This is a genomic window from Luteimonas sp. J29 (genome assembly GCF_000472505.1).
GTDB lineage: Bacteria > Pseudomonadota > Gammaproteobacteria > Xanthomonadales > Xanthomonadaceae > Luteimonas.
In genome coordinates this window covers 162,586-180,115 of record NZ_AWZR01000003.1, presented here as the reverse complement: position 1 = coordinate 180,115, position 17,530 = coordinate 162,586, and the positions used below count along the sequence as shown (strand labels likewise).

Here is a 17,530-nt window from a genome sequence, read left to right as displayed (position 1 = left end):
GCGCGTCCACGCCGGTCCGGGTTATCCTGAGCCGCCGCCACGCGCACGGTGACGCCGATGACCCCGACGCCCCGCATCGCCTTCCTGGCCAGCCAGACCGAGGACGCGCAGCAGGCCATGGCCGCGCTGGTCGCGCGCCACGGCCAGTGCGAGCCGGACGAGGCGGACGTGCTGTGCCCGCTGGGTGGCGACGGCTTCATGCTGCAGACGCTGCACCGGTACGGCAGCCTGGGCAAGCCGGTGTTCGGGATGAAGCTGGGCACGGTCGGGTTCCTGATGAACCACTTCCGCGAGGACGACCTGCTCGAGCGCATCGCCGCCGCCGAGCCGGCGGTGCTGCGTCCGCTGGAGATGGTGGCGCAGACCGAGTCCGGCGCCACGGTCGGATCGCTGGCCTACAACGAGGTTTCGCTGCTGCGCCAGACCCGCCAGGCCGCGCACGTGTCGATCGAGCTCAACGGCAAGCAGCGGCTGGACGAGCTGATCGCAGACGGGGTGATGGTGGCCACGCCGGCCGGCAGCACCGCCTACAACTATTCCGCCCACGGGCCGATCCTGCCGCTGGGCGCGAACGTGATCGCGCTCACCCCGATCGCCGCGTTCCGCCCGCGGCGCTGGCGGGGTGCCCTGCTCAGGTCCGACACCGAGGTGCGGTTCCGGGTGCTCGACCCCTTCAAGCGGCCGGTCAGCGCCACCGCCGACTCGCACGAGGTCCGCGACGTGGTCGAAGTGATGATCCGCGAGTCGCGCGAGCGCACCGTCACCATGCTCTTCGACCCCGAGCACAACCTCGAGGAGCGCATCCTCAGCGAGCAGTTCGAGGCCTGAGGCGCCCCCCCGCGCGGCAGCCCGGCCGGGGCCAGGGGCGACCGGGGCACGACCGGGCGCGCTGCGCCCGCCCGCGTCTCACCTGCGGCGACGCAGGGGCGCCATAATCCCGCCATGTCCGGTCACGAGCCCACCGCGGTCCTCACCATCGCCATCTCCTCGCGGGCGCTGTTCGACCTCGAGGACAGCCACGAGCTGTTCGAACGCGAGGGGATCGAGCGCTACGCCGAGTACCAGCGCAGCCGCGAGGACGAGATCCTCGAACCGGGCATGGCGTTCCCGCTGGTGCGCAAGCTGCTGGCGCTGAACGTGGACGCGCCGCCGGAATCGCCGCGGGTGGAGGTGATCCTGCTCTCGCGCAACTCGGCCGACACCGGCCTGCGCATCTTCAACTCGATTCAGCACTACGGCCTGGGCATCACCCGCGCCACCTTCACATCGGGCGAGCCGACCTGGACCTACGTGCGTCCGTTCGGCGCGCAGCTGTTCCTGTCGGCCAACCCCGAATCGGTGCGCCAGGCGCTGGCCAACGGGGTGGCGGCGGCCACGATCCTGCCCCAGCGCGAGCGGCCGGGTGCGGTGTCCAAGGAGCAGATCCGCATCGCCTTCGACGGTGACGCGGTGATTTTCGGCGACGAAGGCGAGCGGGTCTCGCGCGAGGGCGGCATCGCCGCCTTCCACCGCCACGAGATCGAGCGTGCGCGCGAACCGCTGTCCGGCGGGCCGTTCCGTGCCTTCCTCTCGGCTCTGCACGACCTGCAGGCGGCCTATCCGGCCGGCAAGGCCGCGCCGATCCGCACCGCCCTGGTCACCGCGCGCTCGGCGCCGGCGCACGAGCGGGTGATCCGGACCCTGCGCGAATGGGGCGTGCGCCTGGACGAGGCCCTGTTCCTGGGCGGTCGCCCCAAGGGCCCGTTCCTGGAGGCATTCGGCGCCGACATCTTCTTCGACGACTCCCTGCACAACATCGACAGCGCCCGCCAGCACGTGCTCGCCGGGCACGTGCCGCACGGGGTGTCCAACAGCTGAGCGGCCCTGCCGGCCACGCCCGTGGGCGCGAAGGCCCGATGGGCACGGCGGCCGCAGCGTCGCGCCGCGCGGCGAAGCGGGGCGGACGGGGCGCGTGGGGCGCGCGGGGCGCGCGGGGCGCGCGGGGCGCGCGGGGCTGCACCCTGGCCTGTGGGCGGCGCCGGAAACGCAACGAACCGTTGCGCCGGTCCGGGCGCCGGTTAACGCCCGTCGACGCCGTGCTGGCGCATGCTGGGCGGCAGTCCAGACAGGAGCTCGACGATGAAGATCCAGGCTGCCGTGACCCGCGCCCAGGGCGCGCCCTTCTCGATCGAGGAGGTCCGGCTGTCCGGGCCCGGTCCGGGCGAGGTGCTGGTCAGGGTGGTGGCGACCGGGGTCTGCCATACCGATGCGGTCGGCCGCGACCTGGCGGTGTCGCCGTACCCGATCGTGCTCGGGCACGAAGGATCGGGGATCGTCGAGCGGGTCGGCGAGGGCGTCGACGACCTGGCGCCCGGCGACCACGTGGTGATGTCGTTCGCCCACTGCGGGCGCTGCGGCAATTGCCTGACCGGACATCCGACGGTGTGCGAGGCCTTCAACGAACTCAACTTCGGGGGGCGGATGGAGGACGGTGGCGCGCGCCTGCACCACGACGACGGCGACCTGTCCACCTTCTTCGGACAGTCCTCGTTCGGCACCTTCGCGGTCGCCCAGGCGCGCAACGTGGTCAAGGTGGACCCGGAGGTGGACATCGCCCTGCTCGGACCGCTGGGCTGCGGCATCCAGACCGGTGCGGGGACCGTGCTCAACCGGCTGAAGCCGGGGTTCGGCAGCTCCATCGCGGTGTTCGGCTGCGGCGCGGTGGGCCTGAGCGCGGTGATGGCGGCCCGGATCGCCGGCTGCCCGCGGATCTTCGCGATCGACGTCCACGACAGCCGGCTGGAGCTGGCGCTCGAGCTCGGCGCCACCCACGCCTTCAACGGCGGCAAGGTGGACGTGGTAGCGGAGATCAAGGCCGCCTCGGAAGGCGGCGTCCATTACGCGGTGGAAACGACGGGCGTCCCGCCGGTGGTGCGCCAGTCGCTCAACGCGCTGCGCCCGCTGGGCACCGCGGCGATCGTGGGCGTGACCCCGAAGATGGAGATCGACGTCCACAACGACCTGATGGCCGAGGGCAAGACCATGGTCGGCGTGATCGAGGGCGACTCGGTGCCGCGTGTGTTCATCCCGCAGCTGGTGGAGTTCCACAAGGTCGGCAGGTTCCCGTTCGACCGCCTGGTGCGCTATTACGAGTTCGACCAGATCGAGCAGGCGTTCGAGGATTCGGCCAGCGGCCGCACGGTCAAGCCGGTGCTGCGGATGCCGGTCGCGGCGGGCTGAGCCCGGCGCGGTCGTTGCCCGCGCTGCCGGCATCCGCGGACGGAGGTGGCAGCCGGATGTCCGAGAGCTTCCAGCGCAGGCCGGTGCGGCTGAGCACGAACACGACCGGTGCGCCACCCTCCATGGGCACGGCAATGGTGAAGCGCGACGGCGACTCGTAGCGTCGCCGTGCGCCGTGCCAGGGGTCGGGGCGCACGGCCGCCCCGGCCTCGGTGCGCGGCGGCGGCAGGCCGCGGGCGCGGTTCCAGACCTTGCGCCCTTCCATGAGCGCGCCCAGGCCCTGGGGGGTCACCATCAGGTCCACCGCGCCGCCCGCCAGTCCGTTGGCGACCGTGGCGCCGAGGCTGCCGAGCAGGCCGGCCTGGCGATCGATGCCGGCGCTGCGCACGAGGCGCTCGCCGAGCTGCGCCTTGAGACTGGCGCGCAGCGGCGGGAAGTCGATGTGCCGCGAGAGCGCAACATGGTCCTCGGCGCGGACCGCGTTGCCGATCGCGCGCATCGTCAGCCACGGCCCCGCGACGACCCAGGCGAGCAGGGCGGCGAAGAGCAGCGCGACGGTCGCGGCCAGGCGGCGCATCAGAACTCCAGGTCCAGCGCGGCGCACAGGTAGTCCATGAACGGGGCCATGGCCTGCAGATCCTTCGCCAGGATCGACAGCAGCCGCGGCCCGGTCATCGTGGCGTCCTCGAGCGGCCGCCAGGCGACGAAATTGCGGTGGCGCAGGTCGTCGATGAACTCGAACTCCGGCGGAAAGCCGCGCGGCGGGCGCACCAGCATCTCGTCGCGGTCGAGGTCGAAGCGGCGCCGGAACGCAGGCGCGTGCGCGGCGGCCTTCCAGCCGCCGGGGTTGTCGAAGATGAACTGGCGGACCCGGCGCTGCACCGGCAGCTCCGGATGCCAGATGCCGCCGCCGAAAAAGCCGTTGCCAGGCTGCAGGTGCAGGTAGAACGAGGGCGCCGGCACCTGGCGGCTGCGCTCGTGGAACAGGCGCGCGCCCTGCCAGGTCTTGTACGGGGTCTTGTCGTTGGAGAAGCGCGTGTCGCGGTGGATGCGGAACAGCGAGCCGCCCACTTTCGCCGGGTCGGAGCGGAAATGCGTGCTCACCCGGGCCAGCGGGACCTGCAGGTCGCCGAGCAGGCGCTGGAACGGCTCGCGCACGTGCGCCTCGTAGTCGGCCTTGTGGGCCTGGAACCAGGCGCGCTCGTTGTGGCGGGCCAGGGCGCGGAGGAACTTCAGGCTCTTGTCGGTGAAGTAGGTACTCATGCCAGCGAGGATTGCAGCTGCCGGCCCCAGCGGTCGAGCTGGTCGAGCAGCGCCAGGCGCTCGGGGTCGGAGGCGTGTTGGCCGCGCAGTGTCGCAATGCGCTCGAAATAGGACGTGAACCCGAATTCGGACAGCCCGCTGCCGTCCGCGAGCCGGTCGCGGCGGTAGCCGTCCCAGCGCTGGCGTTCGGCCGCGTCGAGCGTCCCGGGCCAGTTGCGGGCGCGGTAGCGGAACAGCAGTTCGGGCAGGCGCGGGTCGCGGAAGCCGAAGTCGCGTGCGCCCAGCAGTTGCGGCGGCGTGGAGCGGACCTCGGCGAAGCGGCGACGGTCGGCGTCCTCGAGGAAGCGGTCGTAGAGCGCGCCGTCCGGGTCGGCAGCGGGCAGCTCCGGCTCGCGGGCATACACCTGGCGCAGCTTCTCCGCCAGCGCCGGACCGGCGGCGCGCAGGCGCGCGGCGCGCGACAGGGTGACGCCGGGATCGATCGACAGCCGCGCGAAATCGTCCGCGCGCAGGTGGTCCCAGCGCACGATGGCGGGACAGCGGTTGAGGTGCACTTCCTTGAGCGCGATCCGCGACTGGCCCTCGGGCAGCAGGTCCGAACGCACGTACAGGCGCGCGGCGATGGCGTCGGGGTCCAGGTCGAGCAGTTCGCCCGGGTCCTGGTCGAGGTCGAACACGACCACCCGGCTGTCGATGCGCGGATGGCGCGCGACCGGCGCCACCGCGGCCGCGCACAGGCGCGAGGCCGGGTAGCGCTGCGAGACGTGCAGCACCGGCGTCATCGTCACGGTGTCGAGCAGGCCGGCGACGTGGCGCTTGTCGCGCAGCCGCAGCGCGTACTCCCACAGCCGCGGCTGGGCCTGGCGGAACAGCCGCGCCAGTCCGATCAGCGCCCGCACGTCCGACAGCGCCTCGTGGGCGTCGCCCGTGCGCACGCCGTTGGCGGCGGCCAGGTGTTCGAGCTTGAACGAGGTGCCCTTGCCGTCCTCGCGCGCCGGCCAGGCGATGCCGTCCGGCCGCAGCGCGTGCATCAGGCGCAGCGCGTCGAGCAGGTCCCAGCGGCTGTTGCCGCCGCGCCACTCGCGCTCGTAGGGATCGTGGAAGTTGCGGTACAGGCCGAAGCGGATGAACTCGTCGTCGAAGCGCAGCGAGTTGTAGCCCAGCGAACAGGTCTGCGGCCGCGACATCTCCTCGGCGATGCGGGCGAAGGCCTCGGCCTCGGGCACGCCTTCGGCGAGGGCGCGTTGCGGCGGCAGGCCGGTGACCAGGGTGGCGTCGGGCGAGGGCAGCAGGTCGTCGGCGGGCCGGACGAGGAACTCGACCGGTTCCTCGACCTGCTCCAGCGCCTCGTCGGTGCGGATGGCGGCGAACTGCGCGATCCGCGAGCGGCGCGGGTCGGCGCCGAAAGTTTCCAGGTCGTAGAACAGGAAGGAGGCCGGCATCGGCGCATTGTAGGCGCTGCCGGCGGCCGGGGGCCGTAGGAGCGGCTTCAGCCGCGACCGCACGCGCCGATGGCCCCGGTACCGCTCACTCGATGACGCCGCGGGCCATCGGGCCACCCGTGTGCGCAGAATCCCGGGTCGCGGCTGAAGCCGCTCCTACAGGGGTTCGGGGAGCGCGAGGGAGGTGGTGCGCGCGGTGGAGGCCGCGGCGAGCGGTTCGAGCAGGCGCAGGACTTCGGCGTCGACGGCGGCCCAGTCCACGCCGTCCAGGCGGTCGAGCCCGGCCGTGGCGCGCTGCAGGATGCCGCGCTGCACCTGGCTGCGCGTCAGCGCCACCGAGTACGGGATGCGGGTGAAGCTGACCATGGTGTAGTGCGGGATGAAACGCCCTGGATGGCGTTCCTGCAGCCGCAGTTCGAGCGCGCGCTGCAGGCGGTAGTCGGCGTCGTCCACGCGGTCGCGCATCTCGATGTAGTTCTCCAGCGCCATGTGCTGGATCGCGGCCGCGTCGGGCATGCGCTGCGCGGCGAACGCGGCGTAGGCGGTGGCGAAGTCGGGCGCCGCGTCGAGGTGGCTGGCGAGCGCCACGCAGTCCTCGAAGGCGCAGTTCATGCCCTGGCCGTGGAACGGCACCATCGCGTGCGCGGCATCGCCCAGCAGCACCGCGCGGCCATCCAGGTGCCAGCGCCGCAGGGTCAGGGTGCCCAGCATCCCGGTCGGGTTACGGTCGAAGTCGTCCTCGAGCATGGGGATCAGCGGCAGCGCATCGGGGAACCGGCGCTCGAACAGCCCGACCGCGGCGGCGCCGTCCGGCACCGTCGCGAAGCTGGGCCATGGCCCCTCGTGGGGCAGGAACAGGGTGACGGTGAAAGTGCGCTCCTCGTTGGGCAGCGCGATGCACATGTAGTGGTCGCGCGGCCAGATGTGGAGTGCGTTGGGCTCGATGCGGAAGCTGCCGTGCGGGCCGGGCGGGATCTCCAGTTCCTTGTAGCCGTGGTCGAGCCAGTCGGTGCGCTCGCCGATGTCCACCACTCGCGCCATCTGCGCGCGCAGCGCCGAGCCCGCGCCGTCGGCGCCGATGAGGGTCGTGAACGGTCGCCACTCGTCGTGCCCGTCGCCGACGATGCGCATTGTGCGCGCGTCGAAGTCGACCTCCTCCAGGCGGCGGTCGAAATGCAGCACGGCGCCTTCGGCCTCGGCGGCGTCGATCAGCTCCAGGTTGAGGTCGGCGCGGCTGATCGACCAGATCACCTCGCCGTCGTCGCGTCCGTAGCGCTGCAGTTCGGCCCCGCCGGCGAGCGGATGCACCATGCGCCCGCGCATCATCACAGCGTGGCGCATCACCGCCTCGTCCGCGCCGGCCTGCTGCAGGGCGTGCAGTCCGCGTTCGGCCAGGGCGAGGTTGATCGAGCGACCGCCGGCGTACCCCGATACGCGCGGGTCGCCGCGGCGTTCGAACACCTCGACCCGCCAGCCGCGCCGCGACAGCAGGATCGCGAGCAGGGCGCCCGCGAGTCCGGCGCCGATGATGGTGATGGAACGCTGCCGGTCGGTCTCGGACATGGGGTGCGGCCGTGGGTGGGGACGGGGGGCGGGCCGTGGCCACCGCCCCGCGTACGGGGGCGGCGTGGCGCGGGAGCGGATCGGGCCGCGCTCAGGGATCGGAATGCCCGGCGCGCCAGCGCTCGACCTCGCGGGCGAAGCGCAGCACGTCGGCGTGGGTGTTGTAGAGCGGCGCCGGCGAGATCCGGATCACGTCGGGCTCGCGCCAGTCGCCCAGCACGCCGTGGCGGCACAGGTGCTCGAACAGCGACCGGCCGCGCTCGCGCCCGCCGGCCACGCGCAGCGACAGCTGGCAGCCGCGCCGGGCCGGGTCGCGCGGGGTGACGATCTCGAGCGTGTCGGCCAGGCGCGCGTCGATCAGCGATTCCAGGTAGCCGGTCAGGCGCAGCGACCGTTCCCGCAGCGCGGGCATGCCGGCGCGCGCGAACAGCTCCAGCGAGGCGCGCAGCGGGGCCAGCGCCAGCACCGGCGGGTTGCTCAGCTGCCAGCCTTCCGCGCCCGGGGTGGGGATGAATTCCGGCCCCATCCGGAAGCGGGTGGCGGCTTCGTGGCCCCACCAACCGGCCAGCCGCGGCCGATCGGTGCGGGCATGGCGCTCGTGCACGAAGCAGCCGGCGACCGCGCCCGGGCCGGAGTTGAGGTACTTGTAGTGGCACCACACGGCGAAGTCCGCGCCGCAGTCATGCAGGGCCAGCGGCAGGTTGCCGACCGAGTGGGCGAGGTCGAAGCCCACCTCCGCGCCGGCCGCGTGCGCGAGCCGGGCGATCGCGGCCAGGTCGAAGGCCTGGCCGGTGCGGTACTGCACTCCGGGCCAGAGCACCAGGGCGAGCCGGTCGCGATGTTCGCCGATCGCGCGCTCGATCGCGGCCATCGACACCGTGCCGCCCGGTTCGTCCGGCTGGACCTCGACCAGCGCGCGCGCCGGGTCCAGGCCATGCAGCTTCAGCTGCGACTCCACCGCGTAGCGGTCGGACGGAAAGCTCCCGGCCTCGACCAGGATCGCGTCGCGCCCGGCGCCCGGCCGGTAGAAGCTCGCCATCATCAGGTGCAGGTTGGCGGTGAGCGTGTTCATCGCCACCACCTCGACCGGCAGCGCGCCGACGACCTCCGCCAGCGGTTCGCGCACCAGCTCGTGGTAGGTCATCCACTGCGCCGGCGGGGCGAAGTGGCCCTCGACCGCCTGGTCGGCCCACTTGCCGAGCACCTCGTCGATGAAGTGGCGCGCGCGGCGCGGCTGCAGGCCCAGCGAGTTGCCGCAGAAGTAGGCCTGCTCGCCGTCGCCGTGGCGCGGGACCAGGAATTCTCCGCGCAGGCTGGGCAGGGGATCGGCCGCGTCCAGCGCGCGGGCGTGCGCCTCGGAGTACAGGTCGTTCATGGCCCCATTGTAGGAGCCGCGGCCGGCCCGATGGGGCCGGCGGAGCCCGGGCGTCCGCGCCCGCGGAAGGGCGCGTTCAGGTGATGTCGGCCCGGGAGTCGGCCTGCATCTCGTAGCGGTTGGGGCGCGGGTTGAGATGGCCGCAGGCCCGGCAGGTGCGCAGCGCGTCGGAACGGTAGAAGGTCTCGAACACGCGGAAGAAGTCGCGCTCGATGTCCTCGAGGTGGAAGAACTCCTCGTAGAGCTTGTGGTTGCACAGCTCGCAGAACCACATCAGGCCGTCGTCCTCGTGGGCCAGGCGCCGGCGCTCGATCACCAACCCGATCGACCCCTCCGCCCGCTGCGGCGAGTGCGGCACCCGTGGCGGCAGCAGGAACACCTCGCCGGCGCGGATCGGGATGTCGCGCGGGCGGCCGTCCTCCTGGATCCGCAGCACCATCTCGCCCTCGAGCTGGTAGAACCACTCCGGGCCTTCCTCCCAGTGGTAGTCGGTGCGCGCGTTCGGGCCGCCGACCACCATCACGATGAACTCGCCATCGTAGATGCACTTGTTGCCGACCGGCGGCCTGAGCAGGTGGCGGTGGTCCTCGATCCACTGCCGGAAGTCGAGCGGTGCGGGAATCATGACGGCTCCTGGCCCGCGCACGGGCCCGATGGCGTGGGGAAGGCCGGCGCCGCGGGGTGCCGCATCAGCGGTCCTCGCGGTCGGCGCGGATGCGCTCGAGCGCAGGGCCATACTGCCCGGCCAGCGCCGCCTCGCTGTCGATGTCGAGGCCCAGGTCGTGGACGCGGCCGTCGCGCAGGGTGTACACCCAGCCGTACACGTGCACCGACTGGCCGCGCGACCAGGCGTCGCGCACGATCGTGGTCTCGCAGACGTTCGCGACCTGCTCGAGCACGTTGAGCTCGCACAGCCGGTCGTGCCGAAGCCCGTGTTCCTCGATCCCGGCCAGCACGCCGGCGTGGCGGTTGGCCACGTCCTTCACGTGGCGGATCCAGTTGTCCGCCAGGCCCACCCGCTGGCCGTCGAGCGCGGCCAGCACGCCGCCGCAGCCGTAGTGGCCGACCACCAGGATGTGCTCGACCTTGAGCACGTCCACCGCGAACTGGATCACCGACAGGCAGTTGAGGTCGGTGTGCACCACCACGTTGGCGATGTTGCGGTGGACGAACACCTCGCCCGGGGCCATGTCCACGATCTGGTTGGCGGGCACGCGCGAGTCCGAGCAGCCGATCCAGAGGAACTTGGGCCGCTGGATCCCGGACAGGCGCTGGAAGAAGGTCGGATCCTCGGCCTCGATCCGCGAGGCCCAGGCTTCGTTCTTTTCCAGCAGTTCGACCAGTCGGCTCATCGCGGGTCCGGCGGGGGCGGGCGGGCATTATCGCAAAGCGGCGTCAAGACCTCGCGGGGTCGCGCGGACCGGCCGGGCCGGATGCGGATGGTTGCGCCTGCATCCGTGCGCGCTCAGCGCTGGCAGCCCGGGCAGGCGTACATCCGCCGTCCGGCGCTGGCGGTGCGCACGATCGGCGTGCCGCAGCGGTGGCAGGGCTGGCCCTCGCGATCGAACACGTGGAAGCGGAAGCCCTCGCCGTCGGCGACCAGGTAATCGCGGCGCATCCCGCGCGCCGGGGCGATGCCGCGGGTGCGGTAGCTGCGGCGCGGCACGTCGAGCAGGGCCCGGGCCAGCTTCGCGCGCGCGTCGTCGTCGAGGTCGACCGGCCGCCGGCCCGGCGCGATGCCGGCCTCGAAAAGGGTTTCGGCGCGCAGGTAGTTGCCCATGCCGGCGAGGAATCCCTGGTCGAGCAGCAGCGCGTCGAGGGTGCGGCGCGCGAAGCGCGGGTCGCGCAGGCGCGCCTCCACCGCAGCGGCGTCCAGCGCCGGGTCGAGCACGTCGGGTCCGAGCCCGGCGAGGAAGGGATGGCGGGCGAGGTCTTCGTTGCGCCACATCGAAATGTCCGAGGCCGAGTACAGCAGGATCGCGCGCTCCGCCGTTTCCAGCGCGACCCGCAGCACGCGCGTGGTCTCCGGCCGCTCGCCCGCGGCGCACACCTTCCAGACGCCGTAGAGCTGGTTGTGGCTGTAGAGGGTCCAGCCGTGGTCGAAGCGGGTCAGCAGGGCCTTGCCGCGCGCCTCGACGGCGACAATATGCCGGCCCGGCAGCCCCTGTGCGTGGCGACGAAGCGCGGGCAGGCCGAACCAGGCCGAAACCAGCGGGCGTCCGGCCACGGCCTCGGCCAGGCGGTCGGCGGTGCGGCGGATCTCGGGGCCTTCGGGCATGGGCGTGGGAGGACGAGGCGCGCGACCGGCTCAATCGCCGCTGCCGCCCTCCAGTTGTCCGCGCATCAGTGCCGCCACGGCCTGGCTGCGGGGCGCGCCGAGCCGGTCGAGCGCATCGGCGACCGCGCGCCGGTTGCCCGGCGGGTGGTTCTGGCCGAGCTTGAACTTGAGTTCGATGCGCGTGGCCTCGAACCGGAAACCCACGATGCCCCGAAGCTGGCGACGATGTTCGTCGCGTTCGGGCTCGAAGCGCCACGACTGGCCGACCGTCGCCTCGAAGCGGTCGCCGGTGCGGGCGACCAGGTCGGCCAGCGAGGCCTCGTCCCCGAACACCTCGAGCGTGCCGGAGAGGTGGGCCACGGCGTAGTTCCAGGTGGGCACGCGCGCCGCCGGCTCCTTGTCCGGATACCAGCCCGGCGAGACGTAGGCATGCGGGCCATGCACGATCGCGAGCGCGTGGCCGCGGTGGCGCGACTGCGGGTTCGGGCGCGCCCAGTGGCCTTCGAGGCGCACCCGGTCGCCGTCGCGCCGGTACAGCACGGGCAGGTGGCTGGCGAACGGCGCGCCGTCGGCGTCGACCGTAACCAGGGTCACGAAGGGATCGGCCTCGACCAGCGCGTCGAGCCGCGCGAGGTCGGTTTCGGCGAAGGCGGCAGGGGTGTACATGGGCGCATCCTACGGCACCGCCGCCGGACGCGGTGGCGCGTGCTCAGGCGCGGCCGCCCAGCGACTGGACCATGCGCCCGCGCAGCGCGGACTCGTCGTCTCCGGCCGGTGGCGCGACCTCGTCGAGCGAGAAGCCGCGTTCGAGCGCGTCCGCCTCGTCCAGCCCGTCGAAGGCGACGAACTCCGCGTCCATCAACATCGAGCGCGCGGTGTCCTCGCTGTCGTACACGAGGGTATTGCCGTCGCTGTCGAACACCTCGGCGGTGCCGGCCTCGCGCACGCGCAGCCGCGCCCAGACCAGGGTGCGGCCAAGCGTGGCCAGCCACCACTGCTCGGACACGTGCCGGGGCCCTTGTTCCGCGTCGTTCATCGCATCGTCTCCGACCACAGCCACAGCAGGCCCGACATCCCCAGCGCCGCCAGGATCACGATCGCCGACACCCGGGCCGGCGTGGCGAGGCCGGTGAACCGCGCGTCGGGCACCTCGCGGTAGCCGCCGCCCAGCAGCCAGGACAGCGCCCGCGGCGAGAGGAAGGCGCCGTCGCCCAGGCGCGCGCGCACCTCCGGATGGCGGTCGCGCAGGTGCACCAGGGCCAGCGGCCAGAAGATCACGAACGCGGTCAGGCCGCCGATCGCCACGCCGACGAAGCACAGGGCCAGGAACAGGATCATGCCGCCCCCACGCCGTTGCCAGCCGCCACGCCGTCAGTACTCCGCATTGCCCGGCGCGCGCGGGTAGGGGATCGCGTCGCGGATGTTCGCCAGCCCGCACACGTAAACGATCAGGCGCTCGAAGCCCAGGCCGAAACCGGCGTGCGGCACGGTGCCGTAGCGGCGCAGGTCGCGGTACCAGTCGTAGTGCTCGCGCTCCAGGCCGAACTGGTCCATGCGCGCGTCGAGCACGTCCAGCCGCTCCTCGCGCTGGCTGCCGCCGATGATCTCGCCGATGCCCGGCGCCAGCACGTCCATCGCGGCGACGGTCTTCCCGTCGTCGTTCAGGCGCATGTAGAAGGCCTTGATGTGCTCGGGGTAGTTGGTCACCACCACCGGGCGGCCGACGTGCTTCTCGGTCAGCCAGCGCTCGTGCTCGGTCTGCAGGTCCAGGCCCCACTCGACCGGGAAGTCGAACTTCTCGCCCGACTTCTGCAGCAGCGACACCGCCTCGGTGTACTCGATCCGCTCGAACGGCGCATTGATGAACGCCTCCAGGCGCGTGATCGCGTCCTTCTGCATGCGCTCGGCGATGAACGCCATGTCGTCGCCGCGCTCGTCGAGCACCGCGCGGAACATGTACTTGAGGAACTCCTCGGCCACGCGCGCGTCCTCGGCGAGGTCGGCGAACGCGATCTCCGGCTCGATCATCCAGAACTCGGCCAGGTGGCGGGTGGTGTGCGAGTTCTCGGCGCGGAAGGTCGGGCCGAAGGTGTAGACCTTGCCCATCGACAGCGCGAACGCCTCGACGTTGAGCTGGCCGGAGACCGACAGGAACACTTCCTTGCCGAAGAAGTCGCGCGAGAAGTCCACCGCGCCGCGCTCGTCGCGCGGCAGGTTGGCCAGGTCCAGGGTCGAGACCCGGAACATCTGCCCGGCGCCCTCGGCGTCGGAGGTGGTAATGATCGGGGTGTTGATCCAGTAGAAGCCGTTCTCGTGGAAGTAGCGGTGCGCGGCCTGGGCCAGGCAGTGGCGGATCCGGGTCACGGCGCCGAACAGGTTGGTGCGCGGGCGCAGGTGCGCGACCTCGCGCAGGAACTCCAGCGAGTGCGGCTTGGGCTGGATCGGGTAGGTCTCGGGATCGTCCACCCAGCCCACGACCTCGATCCTCGTGGCCTGGATCTCGAAGCTCTGGCCCTTGCCCTCGGACGGCACCAGGGTGCCGGTGGCCACGACCGCGCAACCGGAGGTCAGGCGCCTGACCTCGGACTCGTAGTTGGGGAGCGTGGCCGGCGCCACCACCTGGATCGGCGCGAAGCACGACCCGTCGCTGACGTTGACGAAGCTCAGTCCCGCCTTGGAATCGCGCCGGGTGCGTACCCAGCCACGCACGGTGACTTCGCCGCCGGCGGGGATCCTGCCCGCGAGCGCGTGTTCGACGCTGGAAACCGTCATGCCTTGGGGTCCTGCGAGGGGCCGATGGGTGGAACGCACAGTCTAACGCGCGCAACCGCCGCCTCATGCCGGTTTCAGGCGCGGCGGGCTAGAATCCCGTGCATGGCCATCAAGCTCACTCCCGCCGCCCTGGAACGCGTCCGCAGGTTCCTCGCCACCGAGCCCGGTGCGCTGGGCCTGCGCTTCGGCGTCGAGCGCACCGGATGCTCGGGCTGGGGCTACGTGGTGGACATCGCCCGCGAGGCGCGCGAGGGGGATTCGGTGACCGAGCAGGACGGGGTCCGGATCCACGTCGACCCGGACAGCCTGCCGATGGTGGACGGCACCACGATCGACTTCGTGCGCCGGGGCCTGAACCACGAGTTCGTGTTCGACAACCCCAACGCGGCCGCCGCCTGCGGCTGCGGCGAGAGCTTCACCACGGACGCCGGCAAGGCGGCCTGAGGCCGCCGGGCGGCATGCCCGCCGCCGCCGGGGGGGGCGGCCGGCCTTCCGGGCACCCGGACGGGAAGGGTCCGGCCGGCGTCTTGCCCGCAAGTCATTGATCCGTCATAATGCGCGGCTCCCTGCGGCCTTGCCGCCCGGGAGCCCTTGCTCCACCGCGTCCATCCCGGGCGTCGGGGGGCTGTCCGGATCCGCCCGCGAGGGCGACCGAATACCCGAAAGGAACCTCCATGCGTCATTACGAAATCGTGTTCCTGGTCCATCCGGACCAGAGCGAACAGGTGCCGGCGATGATCGAGCGTTACAAGACGCTGATCGAGAACGGCAACGGCAAGGTCCACCGGCTCGAGGACTGGGGGCGCCGCCAGCTGGCCTACCCGATCCAGAACCTGGTCAAGGCCCACTACGTGCTGCTCAACATCGAGGCCGCCCAGGACGTGCTGAACGAGCTCGTCGAGGGCTTCCGCTTCAACGACGCGATCCTGCGCCACCTGGTCATCCGCCGCGACAAGGCCGAGACCGAGCAGTCGCTGATCATGAAGAACAAGGACGAGAAGGGCGACAAGCCCGACCGTAACGAGCGCCGTCGTCGCGACGACGAGGAAACCCCGTCCACCGATGGCGACAGCGCCAAGGCCGAACAGGCCGAGCCGTCCGCCGCCGCCTGAGGAGCACACACATGTCCAAGTTCTTCCGCCGTCGCAAGTACTGCAAGTTCACCGCCGAGGGCGTGCAGGAGGTCGATTACAAGGACCTCAACACCCTGCGCCAGAACCTCACCGAGAACGGGAAGATCGTGCCGAGCCGCATCACCGGCACCAAGTCGCGCTACCAGCGCCAGCTGGCGACCGCGGTGAAGCGCGCCCGCTACCTCGCGCTGATCCCGTACACCGACAACCACAACATCTGACCGGGCCATCCCCCGGGCGGGCGCGCCACCCGGTGGCGGCGCCGCGGCCCCGGGGCGCCGGCAGCGGCCGCCCCGCACCGCGGGGCCGGCCGACCCGATCCGTCCGATTCGGACAGCAACCGTTGCGGCGCGCCAGCGTCGCTAACGAATACGGAGACATCCCATGGAACTGATCCTGCTCCAGCGCGTCACCAACCTCGGCAACCTCGGCGACAAGGTCACCGTCAAGCCGGGCTATGGGCGCAACTACCTGGTGCCGCAGGGCAAGGCCGTCCCGGCCACCCCCGCCAACATCGCCGAGTTCGAGGCGCGCCGCGCCGAGTACGAGGCCAAGGCCCAGGCGATCGCCGACGAGGCCCAGGCGCGCCTGGCCAAGATCGACGGCGCGAGCGTCACCATCTACGCCAACGCCTCCACCGAGGGCAAGCTGTACGGTTCGGTCGGCCCGCGCGACATCGCCGAGGCCCTGACCAAGAACGGACTGCCGGTCGAGAAGTCCGAGGTCGTGATGGGCGAGGGCCCGCTGCGCAACACCGGCGAGTACGAGGTCACCGTGCACCTGCACGCGGACGTCGAGGCGACCGTCAAGGTCATCGTCGAGGCCGAGCCGGCCTGATCCCGGCCAGCGGCTGGATGTTCGACAGGACAGGCGCCCCGGGGCGCCTGTCCTTTTTCGTGCCGGCGGCAGCGGGACCGGCCGCCTCGCCGGCCTAGAGCCGGTGCTCCTGCATCAGCCGGTACAGGCGCAGGCGCAGCCGCAGCAGCGGCTGGGAAATCCGCTTCGGGATGTGCACGGTGCCGCGGCGGTGCCGGATCGGGCCGCTGGCGGCCTCGCCCGCCACCTCGGCCGGGGCCGACGTGGTGCGGATGTCCGACAGGGCCGGCTGCGGGGCCTGGCGCACCGGCTGGCGGACCGGCTCGGGCGCGACCGCTCGCGGCGCCGCCGAGGCCGAGGCCGAGGCGAACAGGCCCAGCGGCGTGTAGTTGCCGAAGCCGGGAAACACCTGGTCGACCGCGGCGTGGCCCATGCGCTTCTGCAGCAGTTCGGCGAACACCCGGCGGTAGTCGGTGGTGACCGGGATGTCGCCGAAGTAGGGCGACAGGGTCTCGGGATGCAGCCCCGCCCAGGTGCCGTAGAAGCGGCCGCCGTTCACCGGGCCGCCGAGGACGAGCAGGGGGTTGCCGTAACCGTGGTCGGTGCCGCCGCTCCCGTTCTCGCGCACGCGCCGGCCGAACTCCGACTGCACCACCACCGTGACCCGTGCCATCTCGCCGGTCCGGGTGAGTTCGCCGTAGAACGCGGCCAGCGCCGCCGACAGTTCGGCCACGCGGTCGCGGTAGTAGCCGCCGCCGTCGTTGCCCTGGCTCTCGTGGGTGTCCCAGCCGCCCACGTCCAGCGCCGCGTAGCGCAGGCCCAGGTCGAAGCGGATCGACTGCGCCACGGTCCACAGCTGGCGGGCGAAGTTGGTGCTCGGCCAGCCGTCGGGCAGGGTGGCGGTGTAGGCCTGCTGGGCGACCGTGCGCAGCGCGGCATCGGCGGCGCGGCCGGCGTGCTCGATGCCGACGTTGCCCTGCCACAGGCTGGCGAGGGTCTCGCGTACGCCCTTGAAGCCGGCCGGCGAGTCCTGACGGACGGCCTGCCAGGCCCATGCGCCGCCGTTGAGCTGGAAGTCGGTGGGGCTGCCCATGGTCAGCGCGCCGGTGGCGCCGAGCATGTTGGCCGGCATCCGGCTGTTGACGGCCAGCGCCGGCATCACCACCGAGGAGGGGACGCCCGACTGCGCCTGTAGCGCCCGCGCGAGCCAGCCGGTGCCGTTGCCCTTGCTGCCGGGCGTGCCGAAATCCAGGTACTGCTGGGCGTCGAAATGGCTGCGCGTGACCGTGGTCTGCATGCCGCAGCAATGCACGATGGCGAGCTTGCCGTCGGCCCAGATGTCGCGCAGGCCGCTGGCCGCGCCGTGCAGGCCGAAGCCGGTTGCGCTGCCGCCGGTCGAGAGCGGCAGCGCCGCGTTCTCGCCGCTGACCGGCACGTGCAGGCGCGGGCGTGCCTCCTCGTAGTGGTTGCGGTCCTCGCCCGAGACGGGGAACACGAGGTTGAGGCCGTCGATGCCACCGCGCAGGAACACGTGCACGATGGTGTCGTAGCCGTTGGCCGCGGCGTTCGCGTCGCCGGAGAAGAACAGGGCGGGTCCCGCCGCGCCCACGGTGGCCGCGGCGCAGCAGCCTTTCAGGAATTCGCGGCGATCGAGTTCGATCCTGGTCAT

Annotated in this window: 20 protein-coding genes; 7 read left to right on the top strand and 13 right to left on the bottom strand. The window is 72.1% G+C overall.

The features are described from left to right. The first annotated feature begins 57 nt into the window (after positions 1-57). The 3 genes from LUTJ29_RS0105870 (at position 58) to LUTJ29_RS0105860 (ending at position 3,219) form a co-directional block, all read left to right on the top strand. Positions 58-828: an NAD kinase gene (locus LUTJ29_RS0105870; protein WP_027071719.1), complete on the top strand. Its 771-nt coding sequence runs from the start codon at positions 58-60 to the stop codon at positions 826-828. A 114-nt stretch (positions 829-942) separates the two neighbouring features. Beyond that, a complete protein-coding gene (locus tag LUTJ29_RS0105865; protein WP_027071718.1) occupies positions 943-1,857 on the top strand; it encodes a 5'-nucleotidase in 915 nt (304 codons plus the stop codon). Between the two features lie 261 nt (positions 1,858-2,118). Beyond that, positions 2,119-3,219, top strand: coding sequence for an NAD(P)-dependent alcohol dehydrogenase (locus LUTJ29_RS0105860; protein ID WP_027071717.1), 1,101 nt, complete (start codon positions 2,119-2,121; stop codon positions 3,217-3,219). Here LUTJ29_RS0105860 and LUTJ29_RS16365 read toward each other — a convergent pair. The 12 genes from LUTJ29_RS16365 to asnS form a co-directional block, all read right to left on the bottom strand. Then, a complete protein-coding gene (locus tag LUTJ29_RS16365; RefSeq protein WP_051322749.1) occupies positions 3,182-3,796 on the bottom strand; it encodes a DUF2939 domain-containing protein in 615 nt (204 codons plus the stop codon). The genes LUTJ29_RS0105860 and LUTJ29_RS16365 overlap by 38 nt on opposite strands. Then, entirely contained in the window at positions 3,796-4,482 is a 687-nt protein-coding gene (locus LUTJ29_RS0105850) for a DUF2461 domain-containing protein (protein WP_027071716.1), read from the bottom strand. Before LUTJ29_RS0105850 ends, LUTJ29_RS16365 begins: the two co-directional genes overlap by 1 nt. Next, on the bottom strand, positions 4,479-5,924 hold the full coding sequence (gene sbcB / locus LUTJ29_RS0105845) for an exodeoxyribonuclease I (protein ID WP_027071715.1): 1,446 nt from the start codon (positions 5,922-5,924) through the stop codon (positions 4,479-4,481). The genes LUTJ29_RS0105850 and sbcB overlap by 4 nt, the downstream gene beginning before the upstream one ends. A gap of 156 nt (positions 5,925-6,080) precedes the next feature. Further along, positions 6,081-7,487: an NAD(P)/FAD-dependent oxidoreductase gene (locus tag LUTJ29_RS16360; protein ID WP_051322748.1), complete on the bottom strand. Its 1,407-nt coding sequence runs from the start codon at positions 7,485-7,487 to the stop codon at positions 6,081-6,083. 91 nt (positions 7,488-7,578) lie between these two features. Then, positions 7,579-8,862 (bottom strand): kynureninase, encoded by a 1,284-nt coding sequence (gene kynU, locus LUTJ29_RS0105835; protein ID WP_027071714.1) that lies wholly within the window; start codon positions 8,860-8,862, stop codon positions 7,579-7,581. Positions 8,863-8,938: 76 nt separating this feature from the next. Further along, a complete protein-coding gene (locus tag LUTJ29_RS0105830; RefSeq protein ID WP_027071713.1) occupies positions 8,939-9,487 on the bottom strand; it encodes a 3-hydroxyanthranilate 3,4-dioxygenase in 549 nt (182 codons plus the stop codon). A 64-nt stretch (positions 9,488-9,551) separates the two neighbouring features. Continuing rightward, entirely contained in the window at positions 9,552-10,214 is a 663-nt protein-coding gene (gene can / locus LUTJ29_RS0105825; protein WP_027071712.1) for a carbonate dehydratase, read from the bottom strand. A gap of 113 nt (positions 10,215-10,327) precedes the next feature. Continuing rightward, entirely contained in the window at positions 10,328-11,140 is an 813-nt protein-coding gene (nei, locus tag LUTJ29_RS0105820; RefSeq protein ID WP_027071711.1) for an endonuclease VIII, read from the bottom strand. A 30-nt stretch (positions 11,141-11,170) separates the two neighbouring features. Further along, positions 11,171-11,806 (bottom strand): FMN-binding negative transcriptional regulator, encoded by a 636-nt coding sequence (locus LUTJ29_RS0105815; protein WP_027071710.1) that lies wholly within the window; start codon positions 11,804-11,806, stop codon positions 11,171-11,173. Positions 11,807-11,849: 43 nt separating this feature from the next. Continuing rightward, the gene (locus LUTJ29_RS0105810; RefSeq protein ID WP_027071709.1) at positions 11,850-12,176 is read right to left on the bottom strand and encodes a hypothetical protein; all 327 of its coding nucleotides are present in this window, start codon (positions 12,174-12,176) and stop codon (positions 11,850-11,852) included. Further along, positions 12,173-12,478: a hypothetical protein gene (locus tag LUTJ29_RS0105805; RefSeq protein WP_027071708.1), complete on the bottom strand. Its 306-nt coding sequence runs from the start codon at positions 12,476-12,478 to the stop codon at positions 12,173-12,175. The genes LUTJ29_RS0105810 and LUTJ29_RS0105805 overlap by 4 nt, the downstream gene beginning before the upstream one ends. Positions 12,479-12,511: 33 nt before the next feature. After that, entirely contained in the window at positions 12,512-13,912 is a 1,401-nt protein-coding gene (gene asnS, locus LUTJ29_RS0105800; RefSeq protein WP_027071707.1) for an asparagine--tRNA ligase, read from the bottom strand. Between the two features lie 102 nt (positions 13,913-14,014). Here asnS and LUTJ29_RS0105795 point away from each other — a divergent pair, with 102 nt between their 5' ends. From LUTJ29_RS0105795 to rplI, 4 genes are all read left to right on the top strand, one after another. Further along, a complete protein-coding gene (locus LUTJ29_RS0105795; protein WP_027071706.1) occupies positions 14,015-14,356 on the top strand; it encodes an iron-sulfur cluster assembly accessory protein in 342 nt (113 codons plus the stop codon). 230 nt (positions 14,357-14,586) lie between these two features. Further along, entirely contained in the window at positions 14,587-15,024 is a 438-nt protein-coding gene (rpsF, locus tag LUTJ29_RS0105790) for a 30S ribosomal protein S6 (RefSeq protein ID WP_027071705.1), read from the top strand. A gap of 11 nt (positions 15,025-15,035) precedes the next feature. Beyond that, positions 15,036-15,266: a 30S ribosomal protein S18 gene (gene rpsR / locus LUTJ29_RS0105785; RefSeq protein ID WP_027071704.1), complete on the top strand. Its 231-nt coding sequence runs from the start codon at positions 15,036-15,038 to the stop codon at positions 15,264-15,266. A 163-nt stretch (positions 15,267-15,429) separates the two neighbouring features. Next, positions 15,430-15,882, top strand: coding sequence for a 50S ribosomal protein L9 (rplI, locus tag LUTJ29_RS0105780; protein ID WP_027071703.1), 453 nt, complete (start codon positions 15,430-15,432; stop codon positions 15,880-15,882). Between the two features lie 94 nt (positions 15,883-15,976). On the opposite strand, the gene LUTJ29_RS16355 is transcribed toward rplI, so the two are convergent. Continuing rightward, positions 15,977-17,530, bottom strand: a complete 1,554-nt coding sequence (locus LUTJ29_RS16355) for a DUF1501 domain-containing protein (RefSeq protein WP_051322747.1) — start codon at positions 17,528-17,530, stop codon at positions 15,977-15,979.